Source organism: Roseiconus lacunae (assembly GCF_008312935.1).
Lineage (GTDB): Bacteria > Planctomycetota > Planctomycetia > Pirellulales > Pirellulaceae > Stieleria > Stieleria lacunae.
The window spans coordinates 24,738-48,451 of the sequence record NZ_VSZO01000003.1; the positions used below are offsets into that span (position 1 = coordinate 24,738).

Annotated in this window: 15 protein-coding genes; 7 read left to right on the forward strand and 8 right to left on the reverse strand. The window is 53.5% G+C overall.

All coding sequences use genetic code 11. The features are described from left to right. Positions 1-70: 70 nt before the first annotated feature. The 3 genes from hemP to FYC48_RS07910 all read left to right on the forward strand — a co-directional run bounded on the left by hemP (position 71) and on the right by FYC48_RS07910 (position 2,788). Positions 71-262, forward strand: a complete 192-nt coding sequence (gene hemP, locus FYC48_RS27645; protein ID WP_160149388.1) for a hemin uptake protein HemP — start codon at positions 71-73, stop codon at positions 260-262. 8 nt (positions 263-270) lie between these two features. Beyond that, complete coding sequence (locus FYC48_RS07905) at positions 271-1,008, forward strand: tetratricopeptide repeat protein (RefSeq protein WP_149496171.1); 738 nt, start codon at positions 271-273, stop codon at positions 1,006-1,008. A 268-nt stretch (positions 1,009-1,276) separates the two neighbouring features. After that, positions 1,277-2,788 (forward strand): mechanosensitive ion channel family protein, encoded by a 1,512-nt coding sequence (locus tag FYC48_RS07910; RefSeq protein ID WP_149496172.1) that lies wholly within the window; start codon positions 1,277-1,279, stop codon positions 2,786-2,788. Between the two features lie 216 nt (positions 2,789-3,004). On the opposite strand, the gene FYC48_RS07915 is transcribed toward FYC48_RS07910, so the two are convergent. From FYC48_RS07915 to FYC48_RS07950, 8 genes are all read right to left on the reverse strand, one after another. Further along, the gene (locus tag FYC48_RS07915; protein ID WP_149496173.1) at positions 3,005-6,463 is read right to left on the reverse strand and encodes an efflux RND transporter permease subunit; all 3,459 of its coding nucleotides are present in this window, start codon (positions 6,461-6,463) and stop codon (positions 3,005-3,007) included. Further along, complete coding sequence (locus FYC48_RS07920) at positions 6,460-8,529, reverse strand: efflux RND transporter periplasmic adaptor subunit (protein ID WP_149496174.1); 2,070 nt, start codon at positions 8,527-8,529, stop codon at positions 6,460-6,462. The genes FYC48_RS07915 and FYC48_RS07920 overlap by 4 nt, the downstream gene beginning before the upstream one ends. Positions 8,530-8,692: 163 nt before the next feature. Next, the gene (locus FYC48_RS07925; protein ID WP_149496175.1) at positions 8,693-9,019 is read right to left on the reverse strand and encodes a hypothetical protein; all 327 of its coding nucleotides are present in this window, start codon (positions 9,017-9,019) and stop codon (positions 8,693-8,695) included. Between the two features lie 840 nt (positions 9,020-9,859). Continuing rightward, complete coding sequence (locus FYC48_RS07930) at positions 9,860-10,954, reverse strand: sensor histidine kinase (RefSeq protein WP_149496176.1); 1,095 nt, start codon at positions 10,952-10,954, stop codon at positions 9,860-9,862. 394 nt (positions 10,955-11,348) lie between these two features. After that, positions 11,349-12,920, reverse strand: coding sequence for a TolC family protein (locus tag FYC48_RS07935; protein ID WP_149496177.1), 1,572 nt, complete (start codon positions 12,918-12,920; stop codon positions 11,349-11,351). Between the two features lie 410 nt (positions 12,921-13,330). Beyond that, on the reverse strand, positions 13,331-14,779 hold the full coding sequence (locus FYC48_RS07940; protein ID WP_160149389.1) for a tetratricopeptide repeat protein: 1,449 nt from the start codon (positions 14,777-14,779) through the stop codon (positions 13,331-13,333). Between the two features lie 64 nt (positions 14,780-14,843). Continuing rightward, positions 14,844-16,031, reverse strand: coding sequence for a cytochrome c3 family protein (locus FYC48_RS07945; RefSeq protein ID WP_160149390.1), 1,188 nt, complete (start codon positions 16,029-16,031; stop codon positions 14,844-14,846). 222 nt (positions 16,032-16,253) lie between these two features. Further along, the gene (locus FYC48_RS07950; RefSeq protein WP_149496180.1) at positions 16,254-17,537 is read right to left on the reverse strand and encodes a DUF1559 domain-containing protein; all 1,284 of its coding nucleotides are present in this window, start codon (positions 17,535-17,537) and stop codon (positions 16,254-16,256) included. Between the two features lie 351 nt (positions 17,538-17,888). Between FYC48_RS07950 and FYC48_RS07955 the strand changes: the two genes are divergently transcribed. From FYC48_RS07955 to FYC48_RS07970, 4 genes are all read left to right on the forward strand, one after another. After that, positions 17,889-20,735, forward strand: a complete 2,847-nt coding sequence (locus tag FYC48_RS07955; protein ID WP_149496181.1) for an FG-GAP-like repeat-containing protein — start codon at positions 17,889-17,891, stop codon at positions 20,733-20,735. Positions 20,736-20,764: 29 nt separating this feature from the next. Next, a complete protein-coding gene (locus FYC48_RS07960; RefSeq protein ID WP_149496182.1) occupies positions 20,765-21,214 on the forward strand; it encodes a hypothetical protein in 450 nt (149 codons plus the stop codon). A gap of 194 nt (positions 21,215-21,408) precedes the next feature. Continuing rightward, positions 21,409-22,149 (forward strand): DUF2071 domain-containing protein, encoded by a 741-nt coding sequence (locus FYC48_RS07965; RefSeq protein WP_149496183.1) that lies wholly within the window; start codon positions 21,409-21,411, stop codon positions 22,147-22,149. Between the two features lie 644 nt (positions 22,150-22,793). Continuing rightward, positions 22,794-23,702: a tyrosine-type recombinase/integrase gene (locus tag FYC48_RS07970; protein WP_149496184.1), complete on the forward strand. Its 909-nt coding sequence runs from the start codon at positions 22,794-22,796 to the stop codon at positions 23,700-23,702. Positions 23,703-23,714 lie beyond the last annotated feature (12 nt).

Genomic DNA, 23,714 nt, shown 5'->3' on the forward strand with positions numbered 1-23,714 from the left:
ACTACCGCGCAGAGACGATTGGAACGGCGATTTCCGATGGTACGAATCAATTCGCTGTTACGGCTTAAAAATGAATACTTCAGAAAAACGTCTGCGTGTGCAATCACGTCATGAAGAAACGGACGATTCAATCAGTCCGTCCTTAATCGATCATCAGTTCGATCAGCTTTCCGGCGGAAAGTCAGAAGTCAAAATCTGGCACGAAGGCCAGTGTTACTCATTAAAGCGAACGAAGGCCGGACGTCTCGTATTGCACAAATAGAAAAAGCTATGACTACCGAGATGCTATACGCCGAACTTTCGCAATCGATCGAAGATGGTTGTGTGGAAGACGCGATCGAAGGACTTGATGCGATCTGCCGCTTGAACCCCGAGGATGGCGGTGCGTTTGAGCTCCGCGGCTTGCTTGCCGCGCAAACCCAACGCCCCAATCTTGCGGTACTTTATTTAGAACGTGCCGATCAACTGACCGTGTTGGAACCGCTTTCGTATCGGATTCTTGCGTTTTCCTACATCGCCGTTGGTCGTGAAAAGCAAGGCGTTGAGTTGTTGTGCCGGATTGCAGTTAACTTTGCAGATCAGCCGTGGTTCAATCGGCTTGTCGCACGTGATTTGCTGTGTCGGGGCTATCCGGATTTCGCCAGTGATGCCCTGATACAAGGGATCGGAGCTGTCCCATCGGAATCAGAAACGTGGCACGAGCTTGCGGCCGTCCAATCGGTTCAAGGTGAATCGCCGGAGAAGTGCTTGGATTCGGTATCGCGTGCGATTGACCTGGCGCCTGCGTGCGTCAAATACCGTGTGACCGCCAGCAATCTTTTGATTCGTTTGGACGCTCTCGATCTCGCATACCAGACGGTTTGCCAAGTCGTGACTGCGGACAATTGTGAGATTGATTGTGAGTGTTGCCTGTGGCGACTCATTTTTCTTTTTGATTGCTTCGATGATCACGAACGTATGGCCGCTTGCTATCGCCGATTGCGGCGCAGTTATCCCTCGCATTCGTAAATCGATGGCTCGGAGGCGACCGTAGATTGGGACAGCCAAGTGGCGTTAGTCACGTTCCCGCACCATGTTCGTGGCTAGCGCCCGGCGGCTGTTACCAAGTTCATTGATCGTTTCGGATCATGCTTATCAGTCTCACTGTCGAAACCGGGGGCTATCGCGTACCAGAAACGACATTGACGTGCAAACGGAACAAGGTTTGCAAACTAGACAAACAATGTCCCCTCATTCGTAGGGCTTCGCTTGTTTGTTCGTTCTCTCGAAATGGACCATGGATCGCTGTTTCCCTATCTTGAGTCGCTTTGCGTTTGTGTTTTGGATTGTGAGTCGTCGCTGTTGGATCCCGGTTGGTTGTCTATCGATCTTTGCGGTCTCCATTGCACCATTATCGGCCCAAGATGTGGTCGCCGATCCATCGGGTGAGCGTGAACCGGCGTCTGTCACAGACGAGGGAGACTCAGAGTCAAGTGAAGAAGTCGATGTTCAGGTTGCAGACGAAGTGAACGTCGAACCGGTCAATAGCGACGAGCGAATCGAATCTCGTTTACAGGAGATTTTTGAAGCGACCGGTTGGTTCGTAAATCCGCAGGTCAATGTGGACCGAGGCGTGGCGTTTCTAGAAGGTGTCGCCGACAACAAAACGCATCTCGGTTGGGCCGAAGCAACCGCGATGAAGACGTCGGATGTTGTCGCGGTTGTCAATCAGATCAAAGTTGCCCAACCACCGTTGTGGAATTTTACACCGGCAGTTCGATCATTGCGTCAATTGGGGCAAGAAAGTATCGAGGCGTTGCCCTTGGTTTTGATCGCGATCTTTATCGGTGTAATTTCCTATTACTCGGCTCGTGGCAGTGCCCGAGCGGCGCGCTACCTGGCCCGCAATCGAATCGACAGCACTCTCCTCCGCCAGGTGTTCGGCAATGTCATCGGTGTGCTCTTGTTTATTGTCGGCGTATATGTCGCGTTACGAGTTTCCGGACTGACGCGTCTCGCGGTGACGCTACTCGGCGGTACGGGGCTTGTTGGATTGGCATTGGGTTTCGCTTTTCGCGACATTGCCGAGAACTACCTCGCCAGCATCCTCATTTCGCTCAATCATCCGTTTCGCGTCGGTGATTTGATTGAAGTCGAAGGGGCGAAAGGGTTTGTTCGAAAGGTGACGACTCGTGGTACGATTCTCAATACGCTCGATGGAAATCAGATTCAGATGCCGAACAGCACTGTCTACAAAGGGAAAATCACAAACTTCACGGCGACGCCACTCAGTCGACGTGATTTCCTCGTCGGCATTGGTTTTGATGACCCGATAGCCGAGGCGCAAGAAATCGTGATGGATGTGCTAGCCAATCATGTTGCCGTGGTGGACGATCCCGCACCGATCGTGATTGTCGAATCGCTCGGCTCGGCGACTATTAATCTGCGCGTTTACTATTGGTTCAACCAGGCAGAACGTTCACCGCTGAAAGTCAGCAGTAGCGTGATCCGATTGGTGAAACAACGTTTGACGGATGCGAAAATCACCATGCCCGATGAAGCCCGTGAACTCGTCTTCCCACAAGGTGTTCCAGTTCAAATGCTAGACCATAAATCAAATGCTGCTTTGACCGAACGCACGTTGGATCGGAGCAGTCCCACTCCTAAGTCAAAAGGTTCACCTTCCGGCGCCACTACAGAGCCTAGCCAAAGCGCGGGGGAAGGTGATCTTCGTAACGAGCAGGAAGAAGTGATGCGGGCGGCTGAGGATGACGTCATTGTTGCCGACGAAGCAAACTTGATCGGATAATCGAACGGTGGCCGGCGATCTTCATTGGCGATCAGCACTAGCGGCAAGGGAATTCGGGCTAGATGGCCGGTGGGGCAGATGGACCAGGTATTCGGGTTCGACTTATCGGTCAGCTCTCGCTAGCACGAGGTTTTGCATAGCGAATGTTCCTGTAACGACTACCGTGAACAACGCCAATCGGCTAGCTCCAGTTCCAAGTGTCGACTGAAATTTGGTTTACGTTGGCTCGTTTGCCTCCCAGTGTCGATCATCGATTCCGAGATTCATCTGGAATTCTTTAAAGGCTGCGAACAACACTGGGACAACAAAGAGCGTCAGTAGCTCGACCGCCATCCCGCCGATCACCGGCCATGCCATCGCCTTGGCGACATCACTGCCTCGTCCGCTCGAATATACCACCGGCATCAAGGCAATGATGGTGGTGAACGTCGTCATAAGGCATGGCCGGATCCGCTTCGATCCCGCCTCGATGGTCGCTTGGCGAATGGCCTCGATGGACGTGATTCGTTTACGAGTGAAAGTTTGATCGAGGTAGGTTGCCATCACCACGCCATCATCGACGGCAATCCCAAACAGTGCGATGAACCCGATCCACACTGCCGTATTGATCTCAATGGCGTTGACCGCCAGGAGAATCATGCCTCCGGAGAATGCGACGGGGATCCCGGCAAACACGACCATGGAGATCGGTAGATGGCGAAACTGCAGATAGATGATGAATAAGTTGATCAAGATGACGAGTGGAATCACCCAAAGCAGGCGTTGGTTCGCTTCGATTTGATTTTGAAACGAACCGACGGTTTTGAGCGCGTACCCGGTAGGCAAATCAATTAAGGATTCATTCTGAGCTCGGTGAAGTGACTTTTCGACAGCCTGCACGGTTTCAAGATCACCATTGACGCCCGACGGGGAGAATGAAACGTGCGCGACCAATCGAGCGTCTTCGCTATTGATCACACCGGGACCCCATGTGGTACTCATGTTCGCAAGCATCGACAGCGGAATGACTTCGCCTGATTGCGTCACGATGGGAAGTTCTTCAAGTTCGTCCATTCGCTCGCGGAGGTGGCGTTGATACCGAATTTGTACGGAATACCGCTCGCGCCCCTCGACCGTTTGGGTGACATTCGATCCGCCAACCGCAGTTTCGATCACTTCATTGATCATTGTGGCGGACATTCCATACCGGGCAGCTGTGTCTCGATCGATTTCGAATTCGACATATGGCTTGCCGAGGACGATGTCGGGATTCACCGTCGCAGCATTGACTTGTGGGATGGTTTTAAGGTGCTCGGCGACGGTTAATGACGCGTCGGCTAGTTCATCCAAGCTATCACCATAAATTCGGACTGCCATGGCCGCTTTGATGCCGCTTTGCAACATTACGACTCGACCTTCGATCGGTTGTAGCGGAGACGCAGGTGTCACACCTGGGAGGGTGGCGACCGCATTGATCTGATTCCAAATTTCGATTCCAGTGATTCCATCTCGCCACTGGCGTTTGGGTTTTAGCATGACATAGGTTTCGATCATGGCTGTCGGGGCGGGATCGAGAGCGGACTCAACACGACCGATTTTTCCGAGCACGTTTTCGACTTCAGGGATTTGTTTGATCGCCGCGTCTTGAGTTTGTAGTACCTCCATCGCTTGTGAAAAACTGGCTGCCGGAAAAAGAGTTGGCATGTAAAACCAACTTCCTTCGTCGAGTGCAATCCAATCGTCTGTTTCAAGTCCGGTTAGCAAATGTTTGAAGTCGACATAGCCAGGCACTCCATTCAAATCTGCACCCAGTATCGATGCCGATCGTTCCAGTGGCCGCAGTACACTTGGTAGACCAAACCAAGCTCCCAATCCAAGGATCACGATCAAAATTGGGAAGATTGAGAACACCGCTTTTCGACGCAAGAAGTAACGCAACGCCGGAACGTAAACACCAAGGATTACCTGACTCACCGGATTGCGAGCGATCGGCCGAAGTTTCTCGCCCATCGTCCAGTAGGCCGCCAGTCCGGCAAAGAGGCCGATGGCAGCGATGGAGGTGGGAGTTGAAAGCCGACTCGATAATTCGACGCCGATGGTGGAAACCAACAGTCCCGTGGAGATCGCAAACGCCATCGATACAAATAGTCGTAGACGCCAAGAAACACGATTGGTACGCAAAAGCCAACGACTCAGCAGTGGCACGAGTGTCACTGCGACAATCAAAGCCCCAAGCAACGAAAAAGTTTTGGTCCAAGCCAGGGGGGCGAATAACTTATAGTCACGTCCGGTGAGCAAGAAGACCGGTAGGAAGCTAACCACGGTGGTCAGTACCGCTGTGACCACTGCCGGGGCGACTTCGCCTGCCGACTGGTTGATGATTTCGAGTCGTCGCGATGGACCACCGGGGCGGTCTTCATCCTCCCATTGGGCAAGCCGATCGTAGATTGTTTCCGAAACGATAATCCCCATGTCGACCATTGTTCCGATCGCGATTGCGATCCCGGCAAGCGACATCAAGTTGGCATCGATACCGAACAGATGCATTGCTACGAAGGCCAATAGTACGGCAATCGGTAGTGTCAACGCGACAACTAAACTGGCGCGGATGTGTAACAAGAACAGTAAGATCACACCTGCGGTGATAAAAATTTCATGTAGTAGTGCGTCCGTCAATGTCGCAACCGTCTCATTGATTAATCCGGTGCGGTCATAAACGATGTTGATTTTGACGCCGTTTAAACTAGGTTCGATCTGAGCGATCTTAGTCTTGACGCGTTCGATCACTTGACGAGGGTTTTCGCCAAATCGCATGACGACAACGCCGCCGACCGCTTCGACACCGTTTAAGTCAATCGCACCACGTCGAAATTCGGGGCCGACCTGCACACGGGAGATATCACGAATGCGCAATGGAATACCATCTTTCGTACGGATGACCGTCTGTTCGATATCGGTGACGATCTGATCCACATCGCCTTGTGATCCTAAGAAACCTCGTCCCCGAATGATGAATTCCATGCCGCCGGACTCGATGGTTTTGGCACCGACATCCAAATTGGATCGCTTGACAGACTCGATGACTTTGTCGAGTGGTAGGTTATGGAAACGGAGCTTATCCGGGTCGATCTCGATTTGATATTGGCGAACATGGCCACCGACACTGGCGACTTCACTGACCCCGGTAACAGACTGCAGTTCGTACTTGACGACGTAATCTTGCATACTGCGTAAGTCGGCAAGGTTGGTCGAGTCGGTCGGTGTAAGCGTGTAGTACAGGATCTGGCCCAGTCCGGTCGCGTCTGGGCCTAGCGTTGGTACGACGCCGTCAGGGAGCTTCGATCCGATCGTTGCTAACTGTTCGGCGACCCGAGATCTTGCCCAGTAAAAATCAGTGTCATCGCTGAAAGTGATCTGGACAAAGCTATAGCCGAATAAGCTTTTGCCGCGGACGGATTCCGCCTCGGGTACCGCCATTAGGGCGACCGATAGCGGGTAGGTCACTTGATCTTCGACGTCTTTCGGAGAGCGTCCAGGCCAAGGTGTGAAGACGATCACTTGGTTCTCGCCGATGTTTGGAATCGCATCGATCGGCACTTTCCGGGCGGAGTAGATTCCTAGCCCGATCCCGATGCAGATCAGGATGGACATGATCAACGGTTCACGGACGCAGAACGAGATGACCGAGCGGATCATTGATCGTCTCCCGCTTGGTGTTCTTGAGCATCTTCCGGATCGATGCCTTGGCCAGACGTCTTTAGGATGTTTGGCACTGAAATGGTTCGAACGAGTTCGCCGCAGCGCAGCATTTGACTGCCCCAATAGGGATTGCTTAGCAAGTCATTGTCTTGCAACCAATCGCCAGCACCCTGTTTGACCATGGGGCAGAAAAAATGATAGAGCGGTTGGTCAGCTTGACTACCGCGAACCACGGTGGAAAGCCGAACGATCGCATGGCTCACCGGCTTGAACTGCTGACGGGATTCGTCGAGCGATAGATGGTGCAGATGTGCGGCATTGTCGCGAATGCTCTCTAATTGATCGCGAGTTTCGTCAGTCCAGCGATTCTCGCGAAGTAAGGTTTCGGTCGTTTCGATAAACGAACGCACTGCGGTCTCGCTCGGTGTCGAATCTGTCGCGTAGGTTTGTTGGATTCTGAAGTAGGCTTGATATAGCTGTTCGATCCGGAGTCCCACTTCGCCTTTGACCAACTCGATTTGAATGTTCTCGAATTGCAATGGCTCATTGCGAATGGATTGTTTCTCGATCGCCCGAGACGGGTCGATCAAGCTCGGGTTTCCTGCCAGTTGCATTTGTGAATCAATCAGAAAGTTGCCGTTCGTTGCGACCTTCTCGCCTTCCTTTAGCCCATCGAGGACCACCACTTTGTCTCGGATAATCGGGCCGAGCGTGACACTGCGAATTTCAAAGCGTCCCGGTTCCGTTTCGACATAGACGATGCTTGATTCGCCTGACGTTAGCAACGCAGATCGTGGAATCGTAAGCGACTGCTTTTGTTCTACCCGGTCGTTGCTATAGCCATATCGTGTCGTTGGGACAAGATTCATGCCACAAATGGGACAGAGGCCAGGCTCATTACGGATCACTTGTGGATGCATTGGGCTGATCCATTTGTTTGCCAATTCGGCGTCATAGACTTCACCTTGGGGGCCGATCGGAACGGTGAGCGTTGCTTCGGCATAGTCTCCCGGCCGCAGTTCGCCTCGGTCGTTATTGAGTTCCACTCGAACACCGACGGTTCGATTGTCTTGGTCGACCTTGGGGTCGATAAATGCAACCCGCCCTTGAATTGTTCGTCCAGGTAGCGAGCGAAGCTTCGCCTGAACCTGTTGACCAAATCGAATCTGGGACGCATCTTCGGGATAGAGTTCCAACATCAGCCAGACGGTGGACAAATTGGCGACCCGATAGATCGGTTGCCCTGCGGTGGTATACCGCCCTTCTTCGGCGAGTTTGTCGATGACTGTACCACCGATCGGAGCGTAGATTGTCACACGTGATTGTGCTTGCTGAGTTTTCTCAAGATCAACAACCTGCTGCTCGGTCATGCCAAGTTCGATGAGCCGTCGCCGCGAATTGAGAACCAGTTTTTGCTGGGTTTGACGAATTGAATCGATCGCCGAATCTGCAAGTCTGTCCCTCGTCGCTTTCGCCTCCAGGAACTCGACCTGGGCGGCATACAATTCAGGGCTATAGATCACGGCTAAGTGATCATTCCGGTCAACGACGACACCGGTGTAATCGGCGAACATTCGTTCGATCCGTCCATCGACATAGGAAGCGATCGTCGCTTGGCGACTTTCGTCAATTTGAATCGAACCGATTGTTCGCACGCTTGAGTGGATCGCTTGCTTCGTTGCGATTGCCGTTTGAATGTTGGCGAGCCGACGTTGGGAGGGCTGGATATTGACGGCAAAGTCATCGGTGGCTCCGGAACCGACCACGGCGGGTTCAAGTGCCATCCCGCAAATCGGGCAGCGCCCTATCCCAGGTTGTCGAATTTGTGGGTGCATCGGGCAGGTATGGATCTGATCGGATGCTGACGCTTCTTCACTTCCCGATTGAAGGCCAGCGGATTTAATCCACCCCAACCTTTGAGCAAACCCGAGCAGAACGATAATCACGATCCCAGTGAGCAGCAGCAGCCCCGCGCTCCCCGCCTTTCGAAACCACCAGGCAATCGAGCGACGGGTGGGGCGAAACCTTGGATTGTCAGCAGAGTTTTGATTCGTAATCGACATCGTTCGTACGCGATTGGCTGTAGAAGCGGCGGACCGAAATGGTTGGCATTGGACCGTGCCTAGATTCACTCCGGTCCACCGCAAGGGAATCGCCTGCACGCTGTCTTGCCATCTAGGAGTGCAAAAAATGGCGGCATGCAGGTCGTATCAATCCGAAAGTCGGTCAGTGAGAATCGGTAGGTGTGTTTTCCGACTCACCTGCCGATTCTGTTTCGGCCTCATCGAGCTTTTGTTGTTTTTCTTGGTCGGTAAGGACCTCCCACTTTTCGTCGCAGCCATCGCAACAGAAGCCGATGGTTTTGCCGTTCCACTGGACGGTTCCGCCATCGGTACTAACCTTTCCACCCATGATCGGGCAATTTGTGTTCGCCGTTGAAACGGTCGTTATTGCAGGAGATTCGCTCGTATCTCCGGTTGGTGGCGTCGCAGAATCACAGCCGGCGACGAGCGTGCCGATCGATAGGCAAAAAAACAGATTTAAAGCGCGCATGGGTATCCCTAGGTTTGAAGTGAATTCAAAGTAAAACGAAGTCGCAAGCATCCATCAAAACGGATTGAAGGACGCGCGAGAACAAGATCCAGGCGTTCGCGATCATCGCGTCGCCGATGTTGAGATTCCGAGTAAGAGGCGTCGATCGTGACGCACATTCGGACAAGACGAGTGGCTACCTAGGTCCGCCAGACGCCAAGAGCGACTTGTTTGTGGTGGCGAATCAATTGCTCACACGACAAAGCCGGTGGGGGATCTGGGGACGGCGGATCCAATTTACGTTGAACTATTCCGATCGTAGCTGACTCGATTAAATCGAGCCAAATTTCAACTGGAGCATCCGTCATCGCCGGTGCCACAGGTTGCGGAACCTTTGATTTTAGATCACCACAGCGACACATGAATCTCGAATGAAATCCGTCGCCCGTTAATGTTTGTTCGAGTCCATCGCAATTCAAATCTTGATTGCTGTCGGAAACACGCAGCATCGAGCGACAGCATCCCCCACAGGAGCCAGGCTGTTTTGGAGTGGTTTGACCGCAACAGCACGTCGGCGTTTGGGAATCAATATCCGCGGATAGCTTCCACGTGCTCGTGCATCCGCAGCCTGCCGCGACGACGGGAGACAACATTTGCGCTAACAGCACCATGGCTGCCATCGAGAATGTCGTCAGTCGAAGAAGGGGAAGCACGTCGAATAATCCTTGCGAACGATCTTTGCCGGGGTGGACGTAGGAATTCTATCCCGCGAGGAAGCGTTCGGCCACAGGATTTCGCGGGGTACAGAGTGTTTCCCAAAGTATCGGAAAATCGAAACACGACAACAGGCTAGCTTGTCGGCTAATAAAGAGGGAGTTCGAGCATGAATATAGTTCCACGCACCGAATTCGGCTCGCACCAAATCCGTCCGCCATGTGCGTCTACGATTCGCTGGCAAGTTGCCAGACCAAGTCCCGGGCCACCGAAACGGTTGCCGTGCAGCCTGCAGAATGGACGAAAAATTCTGGCGCGGTCAGCTTCTTCAATACCGATTCCGTCATCGGCAACGCTGAGCACGACCGAGTTTTCACGAACACTGCCGGTGATTTGAATCGAAACACCCGCCTCCGAACGAAACTTGACGCTGTTCTCGATCAAGTTCTGAAAGAGCTGGGTCAATAGGGGGGCAGATCCAAACACTTCCGGGAGTGTTGCAACCTGGATATCACCACCAGCTACCAGGATCATCGGATTTAGATTCGAGATTGCACTGTCAACAGCATCGGTAAGATTGACCTTTGTTTTCGAAACGATACCACCGATCCCTGAGTTGTATCCATGCAATGCTCGAATGAGGTCGTTCAAGTAGGCCCCCGCCTGCTGAATCTGTCCCACGATTTGCTTGTTCTGGGGATCATTTTGGATTGCAGCGTCATCAAGCAGTGATTGCGCTAGCGTTGTGATTTGATCAACGGGGGCGCTGATGTCACGAGTCAAGATGTGTGAAAACTCACTTAAGTAGCGATGCTGATCTTCGATCGTCTTTTGCAATTGTCGTTTTTGTATCGCGCTGTCGATCGTCTGCTTAAATGTATTGCCTTCCAGGTCATCTTTCCTGACATAATCATTCAATCCTTGAAGGAGCGCTTGACGGGCAACTTTTTCGTCGCCTTGGCCGGTCACCATGATTGCCGGCAAGTACGGAAGAATTTTGTGTAGCGAGCGAACGACCGTGATACCGTCTTGTCCACCGATGTTGTAATCGACGATGGCACAGTCAAACGGAGTCTTCTTCGCTGCCTCAAGTGCCGGTTCAATTTTGTCAAATTCGACAACGCGGTATTTGTCCGACGGATGCTTCAGTAACCGACGAATCAGCCGTCGATCGACCATGTCATCATCAAGCAAAAGAACCGTGACCGTCTCATGAAATAAACTCTGCGTTGGTCGTTTCATCTGCGACGAAGGATTTGCAAATGCGAGACTATCGGGAGGGGCGGGGCGATGGTTGCAACAGCGACAACATCAGAAGCACTTGAGTCAGAAATTGACTCACAGGTGGTGACCGGCAACCGTCAGCCTAGTGTAGTCCACCTTCCTTGCTTCAAACCATCCCTGAGAAGACAAACTCATGTCGGAGAACGGTGTCGGATGTCTACAGGCTTGTGAGTTGACGGTGCTTTCCTTCTGCTCCGGTTTCACGATCTAAGCTCGATACCAACCTGTTGGGGTGATATTTTTTTAAACCAATACTCACCAGTGTGTCGGGAAGTCGACAAGACAAGCGAACGGGCTCGTTCGAGGTACGTTAAAGTTTAGATCGGAGCGATGGTCCGACGACGATCCCGTTTTATAAATTGACACCGCCGGCGGCCTGGTGAATTTTCGCATTCACGATGAATAGATCACCGATTGCTTGATGCAGGCCGAGTTCGAGAGTCAGTAACGTTTGGTAGTCCCTTAACACTTGATCGTAGTCGACGGTTCCGTTTGCAAACGCCTCTTGGTTTGTCGTCAACGTTTGTCGCGCTTGAGGTATGATCGTTGATTTGTACAGCGAAGCGGTTTCGTAGGCACGCGTGGCATCGGCATACAACTCTACGATCAGCGCATCATACTGATCGATAAGTGCTTCGACTTGTTGGTGGGCGGCCTGATGCTGCCAGCTTGCTTCCCGCCGAATAGCGTTGTACTTCTGGCGAGAGACGGGCAATGTCATTTGCAACCCGATCGCCCACGGATCTTCACCGACGTTGACGACTGGCGTCCGCGGGCGATTGTCGTCGGTGGCAAAGTAGCTAGCCGATAGCGTGAACTCGGGACGATGACTTAGGCGAGCTACTTCGATTCCCCATCGTGTCGCCTGGGATCGTAGGCGAGCCGCATGGATTTCCGGTTGGTTCGAGATCGCGCGTCGAAACATCTGTTCGGCATCCACCTGGACGTTTTCCAGCGGCAATGTTTGCGGTATCAAAACGGCGGTGTTTGCCGGTCGCCCAGCCCAGCGATTTAACTGTGCCAGGTTGGTACGCTTGCGTTGCTCGAGTTGCAGAAGACGCTCTTCGAGCTTTGATTGTTCGATCGTCCCCAACAGGACATCTCCTTGGTTGCCGGTTCCGATCGCGAACCGTGCGTTGGCAACATCGATCATCGACTGAAGCAATTGTCGATTAGCTTCGGTCGTTTCTCGCTGCCTTTCAATCACGTACAGCGAAGCCCAGGCAGTCCGTAGCCGCGCATCGATTTCCAGCCGTAGCCGCTGATGCTCGGCGGCGATCGCCATGGCTTCTAGGCAGACTTGCTTTTGCTGTGCGCTTAGCTTCTCAAGCCAAGGAATCGTTTGGCTAAGTCCGATGTTTGCTCGTTGTGACCCTGCGGCCGTTTCGATCGGGTTCCCGAACGCATTCACCGAAAATTTTGGATCTGGCAGTTTGTCAACGTAGTGAGATCGTGCTGCCCTGGCATGGTACTCGCTCTCAAGTTTCGTCAGCAAAGGGTTTTGCCGCAGAGCCATGTCGATCAGCTCAGTCAGCTCTTGGGTACCGGTGTTTGTCGACGCGTTGGTTTGCAGTGATGCGGCAGAATCGACCGACATTCGTTCGGCGGCTTCTGTTGCCGAAGCCTGTCCCGTTTGGATGACGTCGGAATCGCTCTCAATCAGTTCCGCAATGGAGTCGAAGTTAACGCGTTTGACGCCGTTGTTTAATTTATGGTGGCAAGATGCTTGATGGTTCTCATCAATGAAATCTGCCTGATCGGTCACGTTGTTCACCGTATTGAAATCCGGTGAGGAGTTAACCGTCGGGCTGAGCGCAGTCATCGACGTATTGATCGAAGTCGATGCACATCCGGTTAACCAACTCACGACGAGAAGATTTCCGGCAAGTGTTGCGTAGAGAAGATAGTGCTGAAGTGCCCGCATTCATTCGCCTTGGGTTCACTCATTCATTTTTGCGCACAAGCTATGTAGATCGCTTATACGAAAGATTCGAATTGCGGCACGGTCCGTTGGATCCATCGGCACGCCAGGCTTAGACGACTCGTCTGTCGTCTCGACTGATCATGATTGTCGAACTTAAAGGCCGGTTGTATCGAATAGAGAACCGAGATGGCATGTGGGACACCTTGCCGATGCGGCAGGTACGGGAAAGCAGTCGTCCGGTGGCGGCTGATAGGGCGATGTGCCGATACCATCGCCGCAAAGCTGCGTGCGGTAAAACTCCATCCTGTGCTTGGGCAGCCGAAGGGTTTGGGAGGCAAGCTCAATAGCGGTTGCTTCGAGCAAACGACAAAGCAAGTCGTTTTTCCCTGGCAAGAGAGTATGTTGCTCGTTTAGGGGGGGGCAAGTTTAGACGGTTGCAGACCGCAGCGTCGAAATTCCGCACTTGCGATGATGGTTTTAGACCGCAGTGCTTCAACGCGTCTCTCGTTGATTTCGTTGAGCTGTTGAATCGCATCTTCGTCCCCTATCTCTCCACGCGATTGTGCGTAAACGGTGCGGATTGCGTTCCATGCGAATGCTTCCAACGGCCGCCGAAGTTTTTCAAGGTGCGTCACTATTTCGGAAAGCTCACGATCGGACGGGAGAGTTCCGGTGTTCATCGATTGTCCGATTTGCTGCGTTTGTTGGACCCGCTTACTACGCCGGGCCAGGCGATCGGCGTCATCGTCAAGACCGAGCTGCCGGAGTACCTCCGAAAGCTTGCGGTAGCTAATCGCATCGGTCGGATTGGTCTCGACGGCACGGCAAAATGATTCAATCGCATCTCGATGCTTCGACTCGTGGACTTGTAACATCCCAATCGCATGCCAAGCGTCAGCGGTAAAGTCGGAGGTGTGTTCATGATTGAGTGAGTTGTACCAACGCGTCAGTGCCGTGTAGTCTTTCTGGTGGGCGTATATTCGTCCTAGCAATCCTTGTTCTTGTGATGTGGTTGTCGGCGAAGATTCCAGCGTTTTTCTCGCAGCGTTCCACTTGCCATTGCTAATCTCTTGTCGCGCGTGGCCGAGCCGAGCGATGGGGGCTTCGTAGGTTTCACTCGCCTCTGGCTGTGGAGCGTTCATTGCCAGTGGATGTAGCAAGTTTAACATCGCTCGTAATTCAACCTCTTCGACGTTGCCAAGTTCACAGAGCTTGAGCAAGTGATTTGCTGCTTCGATTCTTCTTCCTTGTCGAAGGTACAATTGGGCAAGCTTGCGATGAACGATCGGACCGTCGTCGATTTCTTTCAGTAATGTAAGGAAGCGAGTCTCGGCGTCGTCCCATCGCCCCGCTTCGACGAGCCATTCCGCCGTTTGCCCAAGAATCGGCAGGCGTGCTTCCGGCGTCGATTCGGCGAGGTTGTCCAGCATGAGGATTGCCTCATGGAATCGATTCCGTTCTGCCAGCACACGGGCGGTCAGGTAAACCGTCTGCGAGTCCTCCGGGGCCAGACGCTTTGCTTGGCGAGCCAGCCGAAACGCTAGGTCGTTCTCGCCGGTTTCCAATGCTTCGATGATGGCTTGATGAACTGCTTCAATGTCAATAGGCGTGGACTTGATCGCATCTGCGGCCTCTACGGACCCAGCCGGAGACGAAGAGCCTTCCGGGGCACGCGGCGAACGCGGCGTAGGAATCTGCTCAGCCGACAAAGTACCTGTGGGCGAAGACTGTGCTTCGTAATGACTACTGGCCGCTGAATTGATTGACGAATTATCTTTGGTCAGTTCGGGGCTCGGTAGCGGTGGATCCTGCGGTGGGGACGATTCGCGTTTCGTGCAACCTGCAAGGCAGAGGGACACGACAATCGCAAGAATGTGTGTCGATGATCGAACAACTGGTGTGAATCGATTCTTGGAGGTTGATTTACTGATCATCGCGAACTCGAATCCAATGATCGTGAAATCCGATGTGCAGTCCCGGCAGTTCCTTTTCCGGCATGTGGCACCTGATGCAATCGGTTTGCGGTGAGACAGGGCAGGCGACATGGTCACTCTCTGACTCTTGATGGCATTCGATGCACGTCGCTTCGTACTGCGTTTTGGAAACGTCCTTAAAGGATTCATGCGGATTGTGGCACGTCGAGCAGGTGAAGTCCCCGTCTGATTTCAAATAGCAAGCACTGCGCAGCAAACCGACTGGTTGAAAGCGTACAAGTTCATCGGGGTAGTCTCGAAGTTTTTTTCGTGAGATTGTCAGCGGCAAGCGATGGCAGTCACCGCATAGTTGAATTTCCGCTTCGACGTCCCAATCTGATTTGCCCACCGAGAATTTAGGTGGATTTGGCGACAGGCGTGCTTGTCTAACGTGCTCACTTGCCGGCCCATGACATTTCTCGCAGTTCACGTTGCCGACTAAATTCGTAATCGATTGATCTTCGATGGTGCCTTGGGTTGTGTGACAGTAAACGCATTTCTCCATCACGATCCCTTCGTGCTTGAGTCCGAAGAATTCGGCGGGGATGCGTGGCGAACCGGGATCTTCTTGAGGCGTTGGGCCGAGGGCTCCGGTGGCTTTAAACCAGGACGCGCGATGCTCGATGGCAATGGTACCACCCTTCGTATCGGGAATCAGCGAGATCAGCGTGACCGCACCTTTGGGTGAACCGAGTGCATAGTCCAATCGAAACGGACGGTCACCGAATTTCTTTGGGATGGTGACGTACAGTCCCGATTCGTCGCGGTGGTAATGATAGGTGCCGTATGGTTCGCCGGCGTCGTAGGTTTGCCCGTCGAAGAGTTCTGCGATTGCCGGATCGTTTGCCAGCGAGAATGTCGAGTGATGTCCATGCCGGGCATGTAATTGATAGTTTGTCGCATGGCATTCACGACAGGCATCGCGGCCCACGTAAGTTGGCTCGCCGTAGTTCGCGGCGGCAGCGTTCGCGGCGGCAGCGAGCTTGGGTTGGTCGTTTGTCACCGGTAACGACTGGTCCGCTTGACTGCTTTTATCTGAAACGCTGATGCCGGTTAGTAGTCCACCCGCGACCACGATCATGGTCAACAGGAATGCGATTGGCAGCAATGCAGTCGCGAGGTTTGCAAGCTGTTTCAATGAAATGATCGGGAAGCACGAGGACGAGAGCCGAAGGGCACGATCATCGATAATTTTATTCGACGTCGCCAAGATCCTCTTTATCTTAACGAAAAGGTCGATGTACGCGGACCGAATGTCACTTGAATCGCTGTTTGTGTGAGAGCAATGGACCACAAAAAAACCTCGCTCACGAATCATGAGCGAGGTTTACTAGAGGATCATAACAGAGCGGGAAGAAACTTACTGGTTCAGTTGTTCTTCGATCACTTCTTTCGCACCACGGCTACCGAGCGCTCCCCACAAGCCGTAGGGGCTCTTCTTGCCGGGACGGTTGGGGACGTCGGTCGGTGCAACATAGCGCGCACCGATTGTTGGGGCACGTTGGTCACCGGCTTCGATCGAATCGGTGATGAATGTGACCGCACCGTCACCCATCAGGATGTGGACCCCACCTTGGTGGCGACTACTCGGCGGGCAAGTCCCGACGTTGTCGTACCAGTGTGCTTCACACATTTCGGCATTTGGCGGACGAATGGTGTGCATCCCGGTCATGGTCATTGCTGCCCACGCCCAGTTCATACCGCGTCCGTTAGCACCGTCCATGAAACGGGTCGGTTCGGTACATCCGGTCGAACCGGTGTCGCACCAGAACGACGGCGATTCGGGATCGATCCAGTTGTTGTCGACGCACAGCATCGGCTGTTGCTCGATTTCCCAGCTAGTCGTGACGGCGGCAAGCGCGCTTCGTTTGTCGCGATCGCCCAGGTCGGTGATGATTTCGCCACCGGCGACGGTGTTAGAAAGACCGTCCAAAATGTCACGGAACTTCGTCGATTTCTTACGCGAGAAGAAACCTCGGTCGGTTGCTTGGAACCAGACGGCGCGCCAATTGTCACCGGGGGTCAAGTTACCGTTCTTGGGACCGTGATCCCAGACTTGCGTCCACGAATCACCCAGGCAAACGGCGTAATTGGTACGTCCACCAGCAGGGGCGCCCGTGCCAGGGTCGCTGGGGCAACGAAGCGTTGGGATTTCCGTCGACCATGGGATGAAGCGACGCGACTCGCCGCCTTCCCGGTCAAGACGGGGGTTAGGGCCCATCGAAGTCCAACTGCCAAGCGTGCCGGCGGCACGCGGAAGCGGTTGATCGTTCAGTGTCTTTGTCCCCGGCGAAACGATCGAATCCCAAAGGCCTTGTTGCTCCAAAAACGGCATCATCCCAACGAACGCACTGAGCTCTTCGTTGTTGGTGGTCGTCGAACCTTCCCACCAGTTGGTGTTGCCGTCCAAAATCCCAAGCCCCGTTCCGCCGTTCTGACGAGGGAGCTCTTTGTACGCAGAGTGGTAGTTGTGCATTGCCAAACCAATCTGCTTGAAGTTGTTACTACAACTCATTCGACGTGCAGCTTCGCGAGCTGCTTGAACCGCCGGCAGGAGAAGTCCTACCAGGATCCCAATAATTGCGATGACGACAAGTAATTCCACCAAGGTGAAACCACTAGCCAATTTCCTTCCTCGATGCATCTACAATCTCCCGGAAATTAAGTAAAGAAATGAAACCATCACGCGAGACAGCGTGGTTCCGAAACCGTAAGATAGCGCACAAGCCATTAATATAGGCATACGGGGGTTGGATCATGCGTAAACCACTTGCAAATTCACGAAAAAGGTGAGTTTTTTGTGAAAAAGACAAGAACAAGTTCTGTGGAGGGGTGTTGGCTTGGTTCTTCTTGGCGGTTGGTTGCGTGCGTGTGTTGGGCGATCGTCATCCCACTCGGATTTTGCCGGTGTGATCGAACGACGAATAATTTCTCTTCGCCCGCTGAGCAGACACAACATCAAGTCGTTGAGGCCGATAAATCGGCCGCCGATCGAATGCGTGAAGCGGTCGCTCGCCGTGATTGGGAAGATGCCGAACTGGCGTCTCGGCAAGCATTAATTGAGGAACCTGGCGACCCGGATTTGATCACCCTCGCTGCCGGCATCGCGGCTTTTCAAGATCGAAAACGCGAAGCGGCGAAAATGTTGGTCGAGGCCGCCGAGGTCGCCGAGTACCAGCCGTTAGAGCGAATTGATTCGGCGGTACGCGGCCTGATGGATGTGGGAGAAATCTATGCCGCGATCGAGCTGTTGGAAACCTCGCTAAAGCAATTTCCCGAACGCGATGCCCAACGCCAAGTCTTGGTCGGGTTTTACAACGAGGTGCAACGTGGTGAGATGGTGCCACCGCATTTGTGGCAGTTGATCAAGCGTCGGCATTTCAGTTTGCCGCTCTTGCTCACCACAACGGAACGGTCCTCACGTCGACTTTCTGATTCATCATCGCAGCGCCTGCTGGAGCGGAACCCCCACGATCATCGTGTTCGATTGTCCGAAGCGTTTCTTTCGCTCTATCGTCGGGACTTTGTTTCAGCCGCGGGGACGTTGCAACAAATTTTGGAACATCATCCAGACTTTGCCCCGGCGTACGCGATGTATGGACAGGCGTTGTCGGGGATGTTGCGATTCGACGAATTCGATCAATGGGTCAGCAACGCCCCTGTCGGCGTGAGAAACTATGCGGACTACTGGTTGACTATCGGTGACTTTCTCGCCAATCAGAGACAACTTGATCAAGCAACGCGGGCGTATTGGGAAGCCTGTCAGCGCGATCCGGCTCGAGGTCTGGCCTGGGACCGCCTTCGGTTGTCAGCGATGCAACTGAAGGAATCAGAATCCGAAAACGCCGATTTAGTTACAGACACCGCTCTCGCCGCCATCGAAGCTCATGCGAAAGGATTGATCGTCGTCCGTGATGCGTTCAATGACTTCTGCGGAAATTCTAAGGACAGTCAACGTGCGGCGACGAAGGTAGCGCGGGGCTTGTTAGACGTCGGGCGGACCTGGGAGGCTGAGGCTTGGTCGGCGCTGGCACTGAATTTCAAGAACGAACCATCCCCAGACCTTTCTGGTTTGCGTGAACAGATCATTGCCACATTGCGGCGAGATGCGAGTTGGGTTTCGAAGTCGACTCCCGGACTCCAGGTCGACTTTTCGTTCTTGCCCGAGCCGGAGCTTGGGCAGCTTCGGTTTGCATCTTCTGACATGCTGGTCCCTGAACTGCTCAGCCATGACCACATTCGTTTGCGATCATCTGGAAACGACTGGGGACTACAATCGATCGGGGTCGGTAATGACCCAAGCGATCCCAAACTCGCACCGCTGATACGATCGACCGGGGCCGGAGGTGGGATGCTGGACTATGACCTCGACGGTTTCGCCGACCTGATCGTCGTCAACGCCGGTGGGACAATGTTGCAAGCGGACTCGATGCCCAACCAATTGCTCCGCAACGACGGTCGCCAGTTCTATGATGTCAGTGATCAAGCGGCGGTCGCCGACCGGCGTTTTGGCCAGGGCGTTTCGGTCGGTGATTTTAACGAGGACGGGTTTCCTGATCTGTTCATCGCGAATCTTGGGGTGAATCAATTGCTGCGCAACAATGGCGATGGTTCGTTCACCGACTGTAGTTCGCTGATCGCCGATTCGGTCGCCGCCCAATGGTCGACTTCGGCCGCCTTTGCGGACTTAAACCGAGATGGTCTCGCCGACCTTTTCGTGGCACAGTATTGCCAGGCAGTCGATAGTTTAAAGGATGCTTGCCCTAACAAGGCGGGAGAACCGGGGCCATGCCACCCCATGGTTTTTGCCGGCGATGTTGACCAAGTTTACGAGAGTCTCGGATCGGGCGAGTTTGAAAATGTCTCTCAGCGATGGTTCGCCGATCAGGTCCCGGGACGTGGTCTGGGAGTTTTGGCAGGTCGGTTGGACAAACGTCAAATGGGCGTGTTTGTTGCCAATGATATGACGCGCAATGCCTATTACATCGCCCCGGCGGCTTCAGAAACCAAGCTTGAAGACCGGGCAACGGCAAGCGGGATCGCTGTCGACGGTCAATCTCTGGCGCAAGCGTCGATGGGGATCGCCGCGAGTGATTTCGATCATGACGGAGATCTCGATCTTTATGTCACGGGATTCGGCCGCGAGTACAACATCTTTTACGAACAGGTCGTGCCGGGCGTTTGGGAAGACGCGACCGCCAAGCTGGGCTTGGTCGAACCGACCTTGTCATGGGTTGGGTTCGGAACCCAGGCCATCGATCTGGACAACGACGGACTTGATGAACTGGTCGTAACCAACGGAAACATCGGACAATTCGCTGAACCTGGCGCTGACCGCTACGAACAACCCCTGCAGGTATTTCGCCGCGGAGAGCAGGGACGCTTCGAAGAACTTGAGGATGATTCTTGGGGCGAATACTTCAAGCGGGATCATGTCGGTCGCGCGTTGTGGACTTCCGACGTCAATCGTGACGGACGCAACGATCTCTTTGTCACCGAGACGCGATCCTCCATCGGTTTACTGATCAATGAAACCAAGACAGAGGGGCACGTGATTGCGTTTCAGGTGATCGGAACAAACTCCAGTCGCGACGCCGTCGGGACCGTGATCGAGTTCTACGTCAACGGGACGCCCCGAACGCTATGGCGTCTGGCGGGCGACGGATATTTATGCAGCAACGAGAAACAGCTGCTCTGCGGGCTCGGCTCGGCCGATCAGGTGACTGAGGTGAAGGTGACTTGGCCAGATGGTTCGATCGAAAGCTTGGGTCGCCTCGAAGCTGACCGGGCTTACCTGATCGTCGAGGGGCAACGCGAGGCATTCGAATCGTTTCAGTACTGAGGCTGTTAGCCGATAGAGGATCAGGACCGATGAATCTGTTGCAACTATTGGGACTCGCGCGTTTACCCGCCGAAGCGGATCAGTTGATCCCTCCACAAGATCGGAGCATTGTTTATGAGCATCTCTGGTGCTCGATCACGTTGGTCAACTTTAGCTCGCCCAATCGTGTTTGTCGTTGGAAACGCCAATGGTTCGCCGGTTCGTTTGCGATCTCTCAAGATCGGCTGATCGCGTTTCGTGGCTGGCGCCGGATGATCAATCTTTCTTTCGATGATCCGAGGTTTCGCGAGGTGATGTTTTCGCTTGATCGTCAGACACTCATCATCGAACACGACGCCAGTTTATTCCGCGACGACTGGTCAGGTTCGATCGAATACCGGTTTCGAATTCCCGATGTGTTACCGGTTGTTGAGCAGCTTGAGCGAGTCACCGTTGTCGCGCAATCAACGATGGGAGTTGATTTCTCCGAGGGCTCGTAGCGTCTTCTCGTCGAACCGACTTTATCCGATCTTGCATCATGTTCGGTCAGCTATCTCGACTGGGTACGTTGGAATCAGCTGAGGTTATCTTCCGCAACGATATACCGCCAAGACGCGACGTAGAAAGTCCAGAAGAAGGTGGCCGAGCGTGCCGCTTGACCGGATGATTCCCAACGTTGTCCCCGAGAGTTCCTATGCGTTTACCAGTCATTCGCGGCATTATCGATCGTCGCATTCTCGCAAACTATCGTGTTGATCCCGACTGTATGGCAAGTGCGTTGCCGCCACCTTTCCGCCCGCAATTGTTCGGCGGCCACGCTATTGGCGGCATCTGCCTTATCAGATTGAAGCGGATACGGCCGAAACTGTTGCCGTTCCCCTGGGGCATTGGATCCGAGAACGCGGCGCACAGAATTGCGGTGGAGTGGGAGTCGAACGGGCAGACGATGAGCGGTGTCTACATTCCTCGGAGGGATACCGATTCAATGCTCAACGCGATCGCCGGTGGTAAGATCTTTCCCGGGGTGCATCACCATGCAACGTTCAACGTGTTGGAAAATGGTGAGCATTACTCTGTCACGATGACAGCTGACGATGGCAATGCGGCGGTCCATGTTTCCGGCACGGTCGCTCCCACTATCTCTGATTCATCAGTTTTCAACTCGATCAAATCCGCTTCTGATTTTTTTGAACGAGGATCACTCGGGTATTCGGATACAAACACCTATGGAAGGTTCGATGGTCTGGAGTTGAAATGCGAAAATTGGCACGTCGAATCTTTGAACGTCGACAAGATTCATTCCAGCTATTTTGAGGACGAATCACGTTTCCCCCACGGTTCGGTCAAATTCGACTGTGCCTTATTAATGCGAAACGTTGCTCATCAATGGCATGGCCGTCCCGATCTATGTTGTGGACGAGCAGTGGGGGCATAGAAACCATTCCACCCGAATCGAAAGATTGGGCGTTTTGCAAACGGTCAATCTGTGGACGTTGCCGTGCCGTTGATCGAACGCGAGGATTTGAACTCTGGACGATCAAACAGACGCCGATGACAAGACCGGCGACGCCTAGGAGGTAGCCGACAAATTGATTTCGACGGCGATGATCGATGATGGTGTTTGATGACATGGGATTGCCAAGGTACCGGATCCAAAGCGCCGGAAGCAAGCTTCGCTAACGAAACGAATTCCAAACGACGTCTAGCAAAACGACCACCAAACCGCACGGCCGCCGAGCTGCAAGATCTTAAAGTAGAAATCAAAGTGGCCGCGTCAAAATTCGCGCGGCCACCGCTTGGATACGAAAAAACGCCAACGGGACTTGGTCCCATTGGCGTGTCGTTTAGCATTTTCGTCCCGTAAATAACGGGCTCTTGGTTAGTGCGGCCGAGAGGACTCGAACCTCCACGGGATTAACTCCCACTAGGCCCTCAACCTAGCGCGACAACATGGCACGCAACGGTGCAGATCATGGCGATGTAGCTCTAAAAAGGCGTGCAGCGGCGGATAAGCCCTCACACGCATTCATTACGTGACCTAAAACTCAAGGAGGGTAATCAAACCGCGAGGGGGACTAGATGACACTGGCCGAATTGATCGAAGACTATGATCTGCAGCACGAGGTTTCTGCGGATTACATCTACCAGCTCACTTATGCGGCTCGACGGTTTGGCACATACCTTGGGCATGATGCGACGATCGACGATCTCGAAACGCGATCAGTGAATAGCTGGCTGAAAAGCGAACGCGACCAAGCATCAATCTCTGATCGGTCCCGCCAAAACGTCCGCACCTCGATCCTCACGCTTTGGAAGTTTTCACGGAGACCACTGAATCGCGACCAAATTCGATCAGTTGTGGTCACGCCCAGGAACCCAGAAGCTTGGCACTTTGACGAACTCAGTTCGGTAGCATCTGCAGCGGAAAAGTTGCCCGGAAGTCTTAGCAATGGCATCGAACGGTCGCTCTACATGACCACTTGTTTGTGGTTTGCGTTCGAAACCGGATTGAGAAGGCGGGACATTTGGGATTTCGATATCTCGCGATTGGATGCAGAGGGAAACGCAGTGTTCACTCAGCACAAAACCAATCGAGTTCACATTGTTCGCGTCACCACGGAGACATTTGATTCGATGAAGAAGATTTCTCGGCAGCTGCAGGCATCGAGAGAACAGGACGCGTCAAAACCATTAAAATGGCCGCAATGCGTTTCGCAGTTCTACTATTGGATGCGTGAATGCAGAGAAAAAGCTGGCGTCGACGCAGCTACTCGCAATCGTTCTTTGCAGCACATACGGCGAACGGGGGCGACGGCCGTAGAATCTGCAGGTGACCAAGGGTACAAGTACCTTGGGCATTCGAGAGACGGCCTGGCGCAACGCAGCTATGTCGATGTGAGAAAGACAGCGCAAGCAGTGTCGCCGAGAGTCACACGACCAACCAAAAGCGAAACTCGAAATGATCAGTCAAGCGGATCAAACGGATGATGCAGACGCGAG

What these genes read in the sequence shown, in the direction of transcription:
- hemP (WP_160149388.1), top strand. Translation starts at nt 71, where the DNA reads ATGAATACTTCAGAAAAACGTCTGCGTGTGCAATCACGTCATGAAGAA.
- FYC48_RS07905 (WP_149496171.1), top strand. Translation starts at nt 271, where the DNA reads ATGACTACCGAGATGCTATACGCCGAACTTTCGCAATCGATCGAAGAT.
- FYC48_RS07910 (WP_149496172.1), top strand. Translation starts at nt 1,277, where the DNA reads ATGGATCGCTGTTTCCCTATCTTGAGTCGCTTTGCGTTTGTGTTTTGG.
- FYC48_RS07915 (WP_149496173.1), bottom strand. Translation starts at nt 6,463, where the DNA reads ATGATCCGCTCGGTCATCTCGTTCTGCGTCCGTGAACCGTTGATCATG.
- FYC48_RS07920 (WP_149496174.1), bottom strand. Translation starts at nt 8,529, where the DNA reads ATGTCGATTACGAATCAAAACTCTGCTGACAATCCAAGGTTTCGCCCC.
- FYC48_RS07925 (WP_149496175.1), bottom strand. Translation starts at nt 9,019, where the DNA reads ATGCGCGCTTTAAATCTGTTTTTTTGCCTATCGATCGGCACGCTCGTC.
- FYC48_RS07930 (WP_149496176.1), bottom strand. Translation starts at nt 10,954, where the DNA reads ATGAAACGACCAACGCAGAGTTTATTTCATGAGACGGTCACGGTTCTT.
- FYC48_RS07935 (WP_149496177.1), bottom strand. Translation starts at nt 12,920, where the DNA reads ATGCGGGCACTTCAGCACTATCTTCTCTACGCAACACTTGCCGGAAAT.
- FYC48_RS07950 (WP_149496180.1), bottom strand. Translation starts at nt 17,537, where the DNA reads ATGCATCGAGGAAGGAAATTGGCTAGTGGTTTCACCTTGGTGGAATTA.
- FYC48_RS07955 (WP_149496181.1), top strand. Translation starts at nt 17,889, where the DNA reads ATGCGTGAAGCGGTCGCTCGCCGTGATTGGGAAGATGCCGAACTGGCG.
- FYC48_RS07960 (WP_149496182.1), top strand. Translation starts at nt 20,765, where the DNA reads ATGAATCTGTTGCAACTATTGGGACTCGCGCGTTTACCCGCCGAAGCG.
- FYC48_RS07965 (WP_149496183.1), top strand. Translation starts at nt 21,409, where the DNA reads ATGCGTTTACCAGTCATTCGCGGCATTATCGATCGTCGCATTCTCGCA.
- FYC48_RS07970 (WP_149496184.1), top strand. Translation starts at nt 22,794, where the DNA reads ATGACACTGGCCGAATTGATCGAAGACTATGATCTGCAGCACGAGGTT.